General features: G+C 67.5%; 13 protein-coding genes. 11 read left to right on the plus strand and 2 right to left on the minus strand.

Features of this window, described 5'->3' with window-relative positions; all coding sequences use genetic code 11:
- The first annotated feature begins 100 nt into the window (after positions 1–100).
- From LO787_RS10760 to LO787_RS10780, 5 genes are all read left to right on the plus strand, one after another.
- A complete protein-coding gene (locus LO787_RS10760; protein ID WP_232495829.1) occupies positions 101–1,708 on the plus strand; it encodes a ShlB/FhaC/HecB family hemolysin secretion/activation protein in 1,608 nt (535 codons plus the stop codon).
- 64 nt (positions 1,709–1,772) lie between these two features.
- Positions 1,773–2,333, plus strand: coding sequence for a 2OG-Fe(II) oxygenase (locus LO787_RS10765; protein WP_232495830.1), 561 nt, complete (start codon positions 1,773–1,775; stop codon positions 2,331–2,333).
- A gap of 25 nt (positions 2,334–2,358) precedes the next feature.
- On the plus strand, positions 2,359–2,868 hold the full coding sequence (locus LO787_RS10770; RefSeq protein WP_232495831.1) for a prepilin peptidase: 510 nt from the start codon (positions 2,359–2,361) through the stop codon (positions 2,866–2,868).
- A gap of 284 nt (positions 2,869–3,152) precedes the next feature.
- A complete protein-coding gene (locus LO787_RS10775) occupies positions 3,153–4,382 on the plus strand; it encodes an autotransporter outer membrane beta-barrel domain-containing protein (protein ID WP_232495832.1) in 1,230 nt (409 codons plus the stop codon).
- 120 nt (positions 4,383–4,502) lie between these two features.
- Positions 4,503–5,522 (plus strand): ParB/RepB/Spo0J family partition protein, encoded by a 1,020-nt coding sequence (locus tag LO787_RS10780; protein WP_232495833.1) that lies wholly within the window; start codon positions 4,503–4,505, stop codon positions 5,520–5,522.
- Positions 5,523–5,846: 324 nt separating this feature from the next.
- On the opposite strand, the gene LO787_RS26145 is transcribed toward LO787_RS10780, so the two are convergent.
- Positions 5,847–6,449 (minus strand): hypothetical protein, encoded by a 603-nt coding sequence (locus LO787_RS26145; protein ID WP_276574179.1) that lies wholly within the window; start codon positions 6,447–6,449, stop codon positions 5,847–5,849.
- A gap of 38 nt (positions 6,450–6,487) precedes the next feature.
- Here LO787_RS26145 and LO787_RS10790 point away from each other — a divergent pair, with 38 nt between their 5' ends.
- The 4 genes from LO787_RS10790 (at position 6,488) to LO787_RS10805 (ending at position 9,622) form a co-directional block, all read left to right on the plus strand.
- The gene (locus tag LO787_RS10790) at positions 6,488–7,816 is read left to right on the plus strand and encodes a hypothetical protein (RefSeq protein WP_276574180.1); all 1,329 of its coding nucleotides are present in this window, start codon (positions 6,488–6,490) and stop codon (positions 7,814–7,816) included.
- A gap of 159 nt (positions 7,817–7,975) precedes the next feature.
- Positions 7,976–8,188 carry a hypothetical protein gene (locus LO787_RS10795; RefSeq protein ID WP_232495834.1) on the plus strand — a complete coding sequence of 71 codons (213 nt, stop codon included), beginning with the start codon at positions 7,976–7,978 and terminating at the stop codon, positions 8,186–8,188.
- A 157-nt stretch (positions 8,189–8,345) separates the two neighbouring features.
- The gene (locus LO787_RS10800) at positions 8,346–8,762 is read left to right on the plus strand and encodes a response regulator (protein ID WP_232495835.1); all 417 of its coding nucleotides are present in this window, start codon (positions 8,346–8,348) and stop codon (positions 8,760–8,762) included.
- The gene (locus tag LO787_RS10805) at positions 8,759–9,622 is read left to right on the plus strand and encodes a sensor histidine kinase (protein ID WP_232495836.1); all 864 of its coding nucleotides are present in this window, start codon (positions 8,759–8,761) and stop codon (positions 9,620–9,622) included. The genes LO787_RS10800 and LO787_RS10805 overlap by 4 nt, the downstream gene beginning before the upstream one ends.
- Before the next feature lie 2 nt (positions 9,623–9,624).
- Here the strand turns inward: LO787_RS10805 and LO787_RS10810 are convergent, their stop codons facing one another.
- A complete protein-coding gene (locus LO787_RS10810) occupies positions 9,625–10,845 on the minus strand; it encodes a sensor histidine kinase (RefSeq protein WP_232495837.1) in 1,221 nt (406 codons plus the stop codon).
- A gap of 561 nt (positions 10,846–11,406) precedes the next feature.
- Between LO787_RS10810 and cpaB the strand changes: the two genes are divergently transcribed.
- Positions 11,407–12,345: a Flp pilus assembly protein CpaB gene (gene cpaB, locus LO787_RS10815; protein ID WP_232495838.1), complete on the plus strand. Its 939-nt coding sequence runs from the start codon at positions 11,407–11,409 to the stop codon at positions 12,343–12,345.
- Positions 12,342–13,568: a type II and III secretion system protein family protein gene (locus LO787_RS10820; protein WP_232495839.1), complete on the plus strand. Its 1,227-nt coding sequence runs from the start codon at positions 12,342–12,344 to the stop codon at positions 13,566–13,568. Before cpaB ends, LO787_RS10820 begins: the two co-directional genes overlap by 4 nt.
- The last annotated feature ends 1 nt before the right edge of the window (position 13,569 follow it).

Raw genomic sequence — 13,569 nt, forward strand, 5'->3', positions numbered from 1 at the left:
GAGGGCACTTCACGAAACGAAAGACCGAAGCAGATCGCGTCGCGGCATTCGACACGGCCTGCTCGGCATGGGGGCGCTGTTGGCGCCTATGCTGGCACTCGTGGGAGGGCCCGCCTTAGCGCAGGGTTCCGCGCCGCCGGTCAGCCAGTCCCCCACCGTCGATCGCGACCGGCTCGACCGTGTCGATCCCACCATCCCGCGCGCCGGAGCGCCCGCGCAGCTTCCCGCTGCGCCGGTCAGCATCGACGCCGCGACGCCGGCGCAGGTCGCGCTCAGGATGGTGCGCTATGAAGGGGCGAGCCTGTCCAGCGACGTGCTGGACGTCGCGACGCGCCCCTTCATCGACACGCCGATCACGCGCGATATGCTGCAGAAGCTCGCCAACGCGGTCAGTGCGGCTTACGCGAAAAGCGACATCGCCTTCTACGCGGTGAGCATCCCGGCGCAGTCTGCGGCCGATGGCGTGCTGACCCTGCGCGTCGTCGAAGGGCGCATCGTCCAGTATGCGCTCGCGGGCGAGACCAAGAGCACGCCCAAGCGGCTGATCGATGCGCACGTCCAGCGCCTCATGCGCGATACGCCGACGCACAAGTCGACGATCGAGCGCACGCTGTCGCTCCTTCGCGACATCCCCGGCCAGACGGTGCAGGCCAAGCTGCGCGGCACCACCAGGCCGGGCGAGCTTGCGCTCGATCTGGAGGTGACGCGCAAGCAGGTGGAGATCACCCTCAACGTCAACAACCGCGGCGTGTTCAACGTGACCACCGGCGCGCAGGCGCAAGTCGGCGTCGCGCTGAACGGATTGCTGCGCGAAGGCGACACCACGCGCCTTTCCGGGTACGTGCCGCTGCAGCCGCGTCGCTACCAGTTCTACTCGGCGAGCCACCAGACCCCCGTCGGGACGAGCGGCACCACGGTCGGGCTGACCGGCACGTATGTCCGCACCCGCACCCGTGATCTCGACATCCTCGGCGAAGCGAAGCAGGCGGGCATCGTCGTCGCCCATCCGCTGATCCGCAGCTATCGCCGCAACCTGACGCTGACCGCCTCGGTCGACGCGACCAACAGCAACAACTACTACCTCGATACCGCCTTCGGTGGTTTCCGCACCCGCGCCGCGCGCCTCGGCGCCAGCTGGTCGGCGATCGAGGAGAAGAGCGGCTACGGTATTTCCGTCTCGCTGAGCCAGGGCATCGAAGGTCTCGGCTCGCGCGCGATCGTCGGCTACTCGAAGGAGGCGTTCCGCAAGGCGAACCTTCAGGCCACCGGCGTCAAGGAACTGAGCCCGCGGCTGGTCGCCAAGGTGACGGCGCGCGCGCAGTACAGTCCGGACCGGTTGCCGACGACCGAGCGCTTCGTGCTCGGGGGCGAGGGGGCGGGCCTTGCGTTCCGCGATGGCTTCCTGACTGCCGACAAGGCAGTGGCGGGCGGCGCGGAACTTTCATGGCGCGTCGTCGGCGGCAAGGCGGACGCACGGGGGCTGACGGTGTTCGCCTATGCCGACGGTGCTTTGGCCAATTCACGGTCGCGACCGCTCTATGGTCTGGTCGACCAGGACTACTCGCTCGCCTCAGCCGGAGGCGGCGCGCGAATCACTCCATTCAAGGGTTGGACGGCATCTGCACAAATTGCAGTACCTGTCAAGAAACCATTCGATGGAATGAGTAATAAAGCGCGCTTTTTCTTCAGCGTGTCCCGCACGCTCTGATTGCGCCTTTGCGTATACGCAAAACGCCCGCCTTGCGCAAAGTGCGGGAGAACAGGATCTCTCCATGCAAAATATCTGGGAAGTCTGGTCCGGCGCATTGTCGGGCGCGGAATGCGATGCAATTCTGGCTCGCGCCGAACACTACGCGGAAGCCGATGCCACAATCGGGTTCTCCGCGTCCCTGCGCAGCGACTTGTCCTATCGCACGTCGACGATCCGCTGGTTCGATGCGGTGCGCGAAAAGGACATCGTCGCGCGGATCATGGAATTCGTGCGCTCGTCGAACCGGACGAATTTCGGCGTCGATATCGACGCGCCTTACGAGATCCAGTTCACCGAATACCGGGCGACGAACAAGGGGCATTACGACTGGCATCAGGATGTCTGGATCGAATCTCCCCGGCCCTATGCGCGCAAGCTGTCGGTCGTCGTCCAGCTCTCCGATCCGGCGGACTACAAGGGCGGCGAGTTCGAGTTCTTCGGCCTGCAGCATCCCGGTGAGCAGTTCACCGGCCGAGGCAGCATCCTGATCTTCCCCTCGTTCCTCCAGCACCGCGTCCTGCCGGTGACGGACGGGCTGCGCCGCAGTCTGGTCACATGGGTCGAAGGTCCGAACTGGCGCTGACCAGCGGCGAGCGCGGATAACGGCGATGGGGGAAGCTGCAACGATACCGAGCCTGGCGGCCCTGGCGCTGCTGGGCTTCGTGCTGACCTGCGGCGCGGTCGTTCACGCCGACATCACCCGCAGGCGCATCCCCAACGGGTTGTGCGTCGCCATCGGCGCGATGGCACTGGTTTATGCAACGGCTTGCGGTGGGTGGGCGGGTATCGTCGATTTCGCGACGCGCGGTGGCATCGCGGTGCTGGTGGCGGTGCCGCTGCTTATGCTCTTTGCGATGCGCCAGATCGGCGGCGGCGACGTGAAGCTCGCCCTTGCGCTGCTGCTCTGGATACCCGTCGCCGGGATGCCGCTGATGCTTGGCGTCACTGTCCTCACCGGAGCCTTCCTGGCCCTTGCGCTTAAGCTTCTCGCCCGGCTGTTCTGCTTCGTGCGGGCCGACAGCGTGCCTTACGGCGTGGCGATCGTGGCGGGCGCGCTGGTGTCGCTCGCGCCGCCGATCGGCTCGCTGGCGATGGCCGCATGCAGCGTCATGGCGTGAACCGCCAGGACACTATCGACACCGATCCGGTGGTAAGTTCCGACCCCTCCCGGGAACCACGCAAAAGGCGCCGAAAGCCGGGAGCATGGCAAGGCTTTCTCCCGGTTTCGGCTGCGGAAGCCCCGGAAACGGGCCAGCGAAACCCGGGAAACGGCGCTGCTGGGACGGAAGCCGCGATGGCCTCGTTCCGATGGCAGTTCGGCTGGCCCGGAGCCCATCACGGAGGCACTCTAGGATCAATTCATGAGGCATCGGAGGCCTCGGACGACAGCGGAGGAAGAGACTTGCGGCAGGCACTTTCGGGTTCGACGATCCGGCTTTCCATCGGCCTTGCGGCATCCGCGATGGCGATGGCCGGCCTTGCATCGCCGGCCTTCGCGCAGAGCTACGAGAGCTACGGCGCGAGCGCCGGGCAGGCCGCAGTGGGCCGCGCGCTCGATGCCGTCCAGGCGCCGGACACCAGCCCTTATGCCGATATTCTCGACGCGGTGGATGGATTGCCGAACGCGGCGGCGCGGGCCGATGCGCTGGGGCATCTGGGGCCGAGCCCCTACCGTCTGATGCCGCGCCTTTCGATCCAGTCGATGGACGCGACCGACCGGGAGATCCGCGGCTACCTTGCGCAGCGGCGCGAACTGGCGCTCGATGCGTCGGCGGACGTCCCGGCCAGCGGCGATCGCACGATCAACGTCATGGTCAGCTACGGGCTCAAGCAGGGCAAGTACAAGGCACGGCCCGACCGTCCGCGCGCCGATTTCGACAGCCGCTCGATCCGCGCGGGCTTCGACATCTCGCCCGTGCCGGGGCTGATCCTCGGCACGTCGATCGGTATCGACGGCATCGACGCCAATCTCGACCGCAACCAGAACCCGCGGAGCACGGTCTTCAACGCGAACGTCACCCCCTATGCGAGCTACACCAACGGGCGGTACTACGTGGACGCGACCGCGGGATATACGCGCAGCTGGTATCAGCTGCGCCGTCAGGTGAACTTCACCGGTTTCAGCGACCGGCTGCAGTCCGGGCCGAACGGCGATAACGCCGCGGCCACGGTCGAGGCCGGTGGCATCCTCAAGCTCGGCGTCCTTCGGGCGCAACCTTTCGCCGGGCTTCACTACCGCTACGCCGATCTCGGCGGGCTGGTCGAAAGCGGCGGCGCGGCTTCGCTGGCCGTGGCCAAGTTCAAGACGGAATCGGTCCGCAGCAGCCTCGGCCTGCGGGCATCTGCCAGTCTGAAGAAGGGCGCCTGGACCCTGCGTCCCAGCGTTGAGGGGCAATGGCAGCGTGAGCTGCGCTCGCGCCCCGAAAGCCGGATCGAAGCGATCTTCCTTGCGGGCGGAACGCCGATCTTCACCCTGCCTTCGACCCGCTACGATCGCGATGGCGCCGTCGTCGGCGCCGGGATCAGCGCGACTCATGGCGAGCGTACCGGGCTGCGACTGTCCTACACGGGCGAGTTCGGCAACGACCGGCGCATCCATGGCTTCGCCGTCACCGCGAACCACCGGTTCTGAGATTGCAGGGCTCCACAATGGAGCCATGAAACAGCCGATCCGAACATAGTTCGGCGGGATGTGCCGTCGTACCTTCCGCTATGAACGGGTTCTCGGATCATGGCAGAAGGGGGACATGCGATGGGGAATTTTGTTCGCGATATTCTGACGACGCTGTCTTACGAGCCCGACCCGGTCGAGACCCTGCGACACGAAGGTGAAGAACTTTCGCGGCTCGATCAAAGGCTTGCGGGTTTTTCCCAGGGCAATAGCCGCGGGCGCACGGCGATCTCGATCCGCCCCGCCGACTGTTCGGTGTGGGACGGAAACCCGCGCGACGTGCCGGGGCTTTCCGCCGACAGCTGCCGCTCGCTGATTGAATCCATCGCGCAGGAGGACGGCAACCGCATTCCGGTGCTGGTGCGTCACAATCCACCCGGATCGGAACTTCCCTATGAATTGCTGGTGGGCAGCCGCCGCCGTTTTTCGGTGGACTGGCTCAACCACAACGGGCGGCCGGAGATCCGGCTGAACGCGATGATCGTCGACCTGAGCGACGAGGAGGCGTTCCGCCTTGCCGACATCGAGAACCGCGAACGGCAGGACATCACCGAGCTTGACCGCGCGCGCAGTTACCAGAGCGCGGTCGATCGCTTCTACGGTGGCGTCCAGTCCCGCATGGCCGAGGCGCTGAACCTGTCGAACAGCCAGCTCAGTCGCCTGCTTGCCCTGGCGCAGATGCCGGACGAGGTGGTCGACGCCTTCGCCACGCGCGAGGAATTGCGTGTACGCCATTCCGAAGTGCTGACCCCGTTGCTGCGCCGTGCCGAACAGCGTGAGCGGCTGCTGGTCGCTGCTCGCGCGATCGGGCTGGAGCAGCAGCGCCTGGCGGCGGCGAGCGACCGGATGATCCCGGCGGCGACGGTGCTGACACGGCTGAAGCAGGCGGTGGCGGAAGTCGGCGGCGCGCGCGGGAACGAGACGGCGCTGGTGGTGGGCGACACGCGGGTGGGCCGCGTCCGCCCTGCGCGTGACGGTCTGTCGGTGGAGCTGACCATCGGCGAGGATACCGATCTCGAACAGGTGCTCAGGGCCGTCCGCGCCGCCGTGCTGGAAGGCCGGGCGCGAGTCGCCGAAGAGGCCGAACCCGTCGAGGACTGACCGCAAGCCGTCGCGCCACGGAAATCAGGGCGCGACGGAGACAAATCACTTTCATTCCGGTTCCATCGCACGGCCCGCGCGCAGACGAGAGTTTGCACGCGGGCCGTCGCTTTTGCGCGCCCTGTGCGGCGCAAATGCGCGGTCTGTCGGGCCGTCCCGCTCCGGCGAAGATCTTTTGCCGGGTCTGGCCATGGCTTTCCGAAACGCCCGATCGAGCCGAAACAACCGCTTTCGGTCCTGCCGCCGGGACGACTTCTTCTGAGCGAGATGTGCTCCGCGACTGTGCCTAACCCTCTGCGCACTGGGCATTCATGGAGGACAACATCATGCCGGGTAAGAAGCCACGCAGATCCACAAGGCACATATTGCTGTGCGCGACCGCCATTCCCCTTCTGCTGCTGGGAGCCTGCGCCGACGGCGTAGGCTTCCGCGTCGGTGCGGGCGGGGGCGGCACTCCCTCTGGGCCGTCCGGTCCCAGCGGCCCGAGCGGTCCGTCTGGCCCGAGCGGGCCTTCCGGTCCGAGCGATCCCAGCGGCCCTGGCGGTCCGACTGGTCCTGGAGGCCCGACTGGCCCCGGCGGTCCGACTGGCCCCGGCGGTCCGACTGGCCCCGGCGGTCCGACTGGCCCCGGAGGCCCGACTGGCCCCGGTGGTCCGACTGGCCCCGGCGGTCCGACTGGCCCCGGCGGTCCGACTGGCCCCGGCGGTCCGACTGGTCCAGGAGGCCCGACTGGTCCCGGTGGCCCGACTGGTCCCGGCGGTCCGACTGGTCCCGGTGGTCCGACTGGCCCCGGTGGTCCGACTGGTCCCGGTGGTCCGACTGGCCCCGGTGGTCCGACTGGTCCCGGCGGTCCGACTGGCCCCGGCGGTCCGACTGGTCCCGGAGGCCCGACTGGTCCCGGAGGCCCGACTGGTCCCGGAGGTCCAACCGGCCCCGGAGGTCCGAGCAGCATCACCGGTCCGCTGGTGGGCGTCGGTGTCGGCGGCACGCCGATCCTCGGGCCGAGCGGTCCGGGCACGATCATCGACGTCAACGTCACGCCGGGAACGGCGACGGGTAACGGCGGCGGTCTTGCGGTCGACGTGCTGACCGGTGACGGCCATGTCGTGAACGTCGCTCTGCCGACCACCACGCAGCAGACGCAGGAGGCTCTGGCTCCGGTAGGCTCGCTTGCGGGCGCCCTGCTCGGCAGCCAGGTCGGCTCGACCGTCACGCAGGTGACCAACGGGCTCGCCCCGACGGTGACCGCAGTGACTTCGACCGTCAGCCAGGTGACCACGCCGGTTCTCGGCACGGTCGACGCGGTGCTGGCCCCGATCGTCGGTTCGAACGGCGTGCTGGGTCCGGTCACGGGACAGCTCGGCGGCCTGATCGGCGGCGTCACCGGGAACCTGCCCGGCGGCGGCTCCGGTCCGGCACCGTCCTATACCGGACCGCTGCTCGGCGTCGATCTCGGCAACAACGTCCTGACCGGCCCCAGCACCAGCGGCACCCTAGCGGGCGTCAACGTGCTGTCGGACAATCCGGGCCTCGTCTCCGGGCAACTGGTGACGGCTGACGTGCTCGCCGACGGCAACGTCCTCGACGTGACGCTGCCGACGACCGCGGCAGGCGTGGCGCAGGGGCTCGCCCCTGTCGGCAACCTCGCCGGGGCCCTGCTCGGGGCGCAGGTCGGGGCCGGCGTGACGCAGGTGACCAACGGGCTCGCCCCGGTGGTGGCTCCCGTCACCGCCGCAGTCGACGCGGTGACCTCGCCGGTGCTCGACACCCTGAACGGTACGCTCGGCCAGGTGGTCGGCGGCATCGGCTCGGGCGGCACGGCCGGATCGGTGCTCGCACCGGTCACGGGCATCGTCGGCGGACTGGTCGGCGGCGTCGGTGGCGGCGGAGGGACGGGTGACGTCCTGGCTCCGGTGACCGGCGTGGTTGGCGGGCTGCTCGGCGGAACGGGCGGCACCGGCAATCTGCTCGCCCCGGTGACGAGCGTGGTCGGCGGTCTTGTCGGCGGCGGCACCGGGACGGGCGACGTCCTGGCACCGGTGACCGGCGTGGTCGACGGACTGCTCGGTGGGACCGGCGGTACGGGCAGTCTGCTGGCGCCGGTGACGACCGTCGTCGGCGGCCTCGTCAGCGGGACCGGTGGCGGCACCGGCACCGGCAACATCCTCGCACCCGTGACGGGCGTGGTGGGAGGACTTCTCGGCGGAACGGGCGGCAGTTCGGGAACCGGCTCTGTGCTGGCTCCGGTGACCGGGCTCGTCGGGGGGCTGCTGGGGGGCGGCTCGGGCAACTAGGATGAAGACCGGCGTGTCCACCACTCTGTTGCCCTCCCCCTGGCCGGACACGCCACAGCCCTGCCTCGCGTGGCCGAGGTAGGGGGGAAGGGGTGGCCCTTGCCGTGGGCCACCCCTTCCATTTTTCGGGGCCAGAATTCACGAGAAAGGATTAGAGCGATGACCAATGATGCTTCCCGCGCCCGCGACTTGCTCCGCATTGCGCTCGAATTGCTCGAAGATGACGAATCGCTGGTTGCTGCGGCGATGATCTCGGGCGCGATCAACGTGCTTGAAGGCAATACTTCGCCGGCGGTTGCCGAATCCGGTATTCATCTCAAGCAGTTCGCGCGTCCGCGACTGGTCACTCCCGACTACCGCAGTTGTGCCTGATCGGCTTATCCACCGGGCCATGCACGGAAGTTGCCGTGCTCCGGTGGATTTTTTTTGTGCGTTATTGATTTGGCAACGGAAAACAACCTAAGTGGTAGTAACTAGGACCGGTCCGATGAGATCCGGGCTAGGGGAGACAAGAATACAAGAGGGTTGCATGAGCAACAGTCCGGCTTTGGTGCTGCTCCTGGACGACGTGAGCGCGATCGTCGAAGAGCTGCTGACGTTCATGGAGCTTCATGGCATCCCGGCGGTCGGGGTTTCCGATCTCGACCAGGCGGTGGCTGCCCTTGAAGCGAATTCGGCGATCCGTGTCCTCGCCTGCGATGTGCGGCTGGGGCAGGAATCCGGCCTGTCCATCGTCTCGCGGATCCGCGAGAACGCGCTGCTGAGCGAGCGCGAATTCGGCTACCTCTTCATCACCGGCGACCAGCTGCGACCGGACCCTGCGCTGCCGATGCCGGAGCATCTGGTGCTGACCAAGCCCGTCCAGCCGCAACTGCTGATTTCCACCCTGAACCAGATGCTTGGCCGCATCAGCGAAGTATCGGAAACCGCGGGGGGCGTGCGATGAAACCCAACGAGATCACCCAGCGCGACATCGACAAGTGGACGCGCTGCACGCCGACCACCCAGCTCTGCCGCCCGACCGAAAGCGGCGCGCAGCAGAACTGCGGCAACATCGACGAGCGCGAGGCGCTCCAGATTTTCGACACGATCGCCGCCAAGGCGCGGCTTGCCGATCTGGGCGAGCAGAGTTCCGCCCTGGCGCATGAACTGCGCCAGCCGCTGTTCTCGATCGCCATCGCCAACGAGAACCTGCGCATGATGCTCGCGCTCGGCGACATGATGCAGCCGCAGCTCGTCAAGGCGGTGGAGCGCATCTCCGAACAGGTGCAGCGCGCGCAGACGATCATCGACCACACGCTCGCTTACGCTTCGGGCCAGAGCCGCGGCGTCGTGAGCGCCGATCTGGGCCTCGCGGCGCGCAACGCGGTGCGATTCCTGAAGCCCCTGTTCGACGCGACCGGGATCGAGGTGGACGACCGCCATGCGCAGGTGCGCGGCGAGGTCGCCCTCTGCCAGATCGAGGCGGAGCAGGTCTTCGTGAACATCCTGCGCAACGCGGCGGAGAGCATCGAGACCCGGCGCGACGCGGGCTGGCAGGGCGCCGGTCGCATCGCGATCCACATTTTCACCGAAAACGGCAAGGTCCAGTGCTGCGTGGCCGACAATGGCGCGGGTCTCTCGAAGGATCAGGCCAAGTCCGCATTCCAGCCGTTCTTCACCACCAAGCCGCGCGTCGGCACGGGCCTGGGGCTGCATATCTGCCGTCAGGTCATCGGCAAGATCGGCGGCGAAGTCGCGCTCGTACCGGGTGAGACCGAAGGTGCGCGGGTGGAGATCGAACTGCCGCTGCTCGAAACGGCGTAAGTTCAGATGTCGTCGCGGCCGAGGCGGATGACGAACCGCACCGGCTGACGGCCAAGGACGAGGCACCGGAATTCCGCCGAAGCTTCCTGCGCCACCTGCTCGACCAGCCAGAGCGTCGCCTCGTCGATGCGCAGGCTCGGCACCGGGCGGCCTTCATCGTCGGTGCATTCCACGGTGATGACGACATGCGCGGGCGAGACGCTGGCATTCAGCAGGACGTCGCCGCGATGCTTGCGACCATCGCGGCCCAGGAAACTGCCGAAGGCGCTCAGCAGCGCGGCCACCGCCATCATCTGCAAGGCGCCGTACTGGCCCGGCACGACATGGTCGAGAGCATTGCCGCGCATGTGAACCGAGACGCCGTGGTGGCGCACGTTCGACTTGGTGGTCGCGATCGCGCAGTCCAGCGCGCTGCGCACCGTGAGTGAGCCGTCGCCCTCCCGCCCATCGCGTCCGAACCAGCGGAACAGGCTGAGGATATGCGCCGCGCCCTCGGTATGCGTGGCGATGCGGCCGACGCGTTCCTGCAACTGCCCGCGATGCTCCTCGTCCATCTCCAGATGGCTGATGATGTAATCCATGTTGGCGTTCGCCATGGAGATCACGTTCAGCGGCTGCGCGAGGTCGTGCAGCATTCCGCTCGTGATGCGGCCGAGCAGCAGGTCGCGGGTGACTTCGACGAGGCCGCCGTCGCCCCATGCCAGCAGCCGCGCATCGACGACGGCAAGGTGCCGCGCGATGCCCGCGCCGATAAATGCGGCGCAGAACGATGCGATCACCGCCAGCACCGCGCCCGGCACAGGCCCCGCGAACGTGTAGCCGAACAGGCACATCGCACCCAGCGCCATGACCGTGGGCCATGACCAGCGGGGAGCCCGGAGCAGGGCCGGCGCGAAGCGCCTCGGGATGACCGTGGCGGCGGTCAGCAGCAGCAGGTCCATCCAGTAGAACGGCGAATGCAGTGCGGCGGGCTGGATCAGTCCGATCGCCAGCAGCAGCGTGGCCCCCAGCGTCAGGATCGGACGGCGCAGGATGAACAGCGCGCCTGCTGAGGCTGCCGCAATGACCCCGGCACCCGGGGCCTGCGGTGCGATCAGACCCAGGACGAGCGCGCACAGGGCCGTGGCTGCGGGATACAGCCTGGTGCTGTCCTCCCACCCGCGGCCCTTGCGGGAACGCTTCGACCACCAGCCTATGAGGGTGTCCTCCGTTCCGCCGCGCATCGAGCGGGACGCCGATCGACCGTCACTTTCCGTTTCCCCGTCATCCCCACAAGCGCCAAAGCCGTCTCCAGACCATCAAGAAGCCAACGGTGTCAAAAGCCGCGAACCGGGCCAAGGCTCCCGACCACTCACGCGCAAATCCTGCCGCGTTCAACGAAATTTCTCTGCGAATCCACGGGATCGGCCCTGGGGACACGGGGGAACCGAAGGGGGATGACGCTGCTGCCGGACATGGTGTTCTTATTGCCTTGGCCTTGGGCACAAGTCACGAAAAGAACCGATGCGAAGGTTACTTTAAATCCCGTAGAAACGCATAGTCGCTTGCTTTCTCGACAAGTTGCGGGCTGCGGCGGGTAACCTCGCCCGAGGGCTCCTGACCCCGTAAATCCGCGCATCTCGTGATCCCCTCGCATTGGCTGCTTCTCCATGACCGGCTGAATCGGGGACGCGCTATGTTTCAGAAATCAAGGCGAACCTGTCCCGGCAAGGAACGGTTCTGATTTTTCGAAGCGCGGGGGCAGCGCTTCGTTTGCGTAAGCGCAATGGCAAGAGGGGAATTGCATGCGCCTCGGTTCGAAAGCGAAGCTGACGATTGCCGTCGGAATGGTCGCTGCGGCGACATTCGGCTTTCTCGGCGTTCGCGAACTAGGACGATCTGCCAAGCCGAAGGCGGCCTCGGTGCCCGGTCTCATCGCCGGGACATCGCAGGCGGCGGGCATCGTGCTCGCTACCACCACGCGGGATGTGCGGATCGGGGAGACGATCACGGCCGACATGATCCGCAATACTGCCTTCGATCCTTCCCGCTTTCCGGGTGCGGCGACCCCCGCCGAGGTGGTCGGTCGTGTCGCCACGCGCGACATCAAGGCCAACACGCTCATCCCGCGCGAGGCATTGCAGCAGGAAGGCAAGCTGGCGATCCGCGTGCCGGTGGGCATGCGCGCGATCAGCATCGACACCACGGCGGAGATCGCCGTTGCCGGACTGGTGCGACCGGGTGACCGCGTGGACGTGCAGGTCGTCTATCCCGGCGAGGACGCCATCGGCGGCGCACGCGGCAACGGTCGCAGTCGCTCCACCACACTGCTGCAACTGGTGCCGGTGCTTGCGGTGGGCGAGGTCGTCGTCGGCGAGGCGGTCAAGGACGGCGTGACCGGCGCGGTATCCGCGCCGCCGCCGCCCGCGCGCAACGTGACGCTGGCGCTGAGCCCGCAGCAGGTGTCGGAGCTCTCGCTCGCGAAGAGCACCGGCGCGCTCTACCTTTCCCTGCGCAATCCGGAAGACAAGCAGGAAGTCGCGACTGCGCAGGTCGCCTCCATTCTCGAGACTCCTTCGGCGACGGCAAGGCCGGCGCCGGCGTTCGCCGCCGCGCTACCCCCTCGCGCGGCGGCGGCGCCACCGGCTCCACAGCCGCGTCGGGCGGCTCCTGCCCCGCATGCGATCGAACTGGTCGTCGGCGGCAATCGCGAAGTCATCTATTCGGGGAGTGGGGCCAAGTGAAAAGCCTGATCGCAACCGGGCTGTTCGCCTGCGCCGCACCGATCGCGCTGGTGCCGACCATGGCCGCCGCGCAGGACCAGCGGTCCCTGCAGGTGGATGAGGCCCGCACGCTGACGTTCACTCGCTCGATTGGTCGGGTCGAGGTGAGCCGCGACAACGTGATCGGCGTATCGTCGCCCACCGCGCAATCGCTGCGCGTGACCGGGCAGGGCGCCGGCGACGCGTCGCTCAACGTCTATGCGGCGGACGGCACGATGATCGGCCAGACGCTGTTCCACGTCGATCCGCCCGCGCCCGTCTACTCGACCGGAGCCGGACCGCTGCGACCGGGTGAGAAGGTCGTCGCGGTGGACGTGCAGTTCGCGGCGGTGTCGTCCTCGACGCTCAAGGCGCTGGGCTTCAGCTTCGCCAAGCTCTCCGGGGACATCCAGGGGGCGCTGGTGCCGTCGTCCAGTCTCAACGGCTATTCTTTCAGCACGGGGGGCACGGGCGGCACGCCGGTAAGGCCGGGGCTGAGCGTAGATGCCTCCGCGCCGATCCAGAGCGCGTTCAACCTCTTCCTGTCGGCGCCAAACCGCGGCATCGGCGCGGTATTGAGCGCTTTGTCGTCCAACGGGCTCTCGCAGCTTCTCGCGCAGCCGACGCTGCTGGTGCGTTCGGGCGAACAGGCTAGCTTCCTTGCCGGTGGCGAGTTCCCGGTGCCGGTGCCGCAGTCCAGCGGCGGCAACACCAACGCGATCTCGATCCAGTACAAGGAATTCGGCGTGCGCCTTTCGGTGACGCCCTATGTGCTGAGCGAGAGCAACATCGTCCTCAAGCTCGCGCCGGAAGTCAGCGAGCTGGACTACAACAACGGCGTCCAGCTTCAGGGCTACGTGGTGCCGGGCATCCGCCGCCGCTCCACCGAGACGACCGTGGAGCTGGGCAGCGGGCAGAGCTTCGTGATCGCCGGGCTCAACTACTCGAACAGCTCGGTCACCAAGGACAAGGTGCCGTTCCTCGGCGACCTGCCGGTGCTGGGGGCCTTCTTCAAGCGCCAGCAGAACCAGAAGGAGCGCCAGGAGCTCATCATCGTCGCGACGCCGCGGCTGGTGGAGCCCGAGGCGGTGAAGCCGATGCTGGCGACGGCGAACAAGCCGGTCGATCCCAGCATCGGGCAGATGATCGTCGGCAACGACGGCGTCGAACAGGGCATCAGGAACTTCGGCGTGGTGAGGCGCTGAC

The organism is Novosphingobium kaempferiae (genome assembly GCF_021227995.1).
In the GTDB taxonomy this organism is placed as follows: domain Bacteria; phylum Pseudomonadota; class Alphaproteobacteria; order Sphingomonadales; family Sphingomonadaceae; genus Novosphingobium; species Novosphingobium kaempferiae.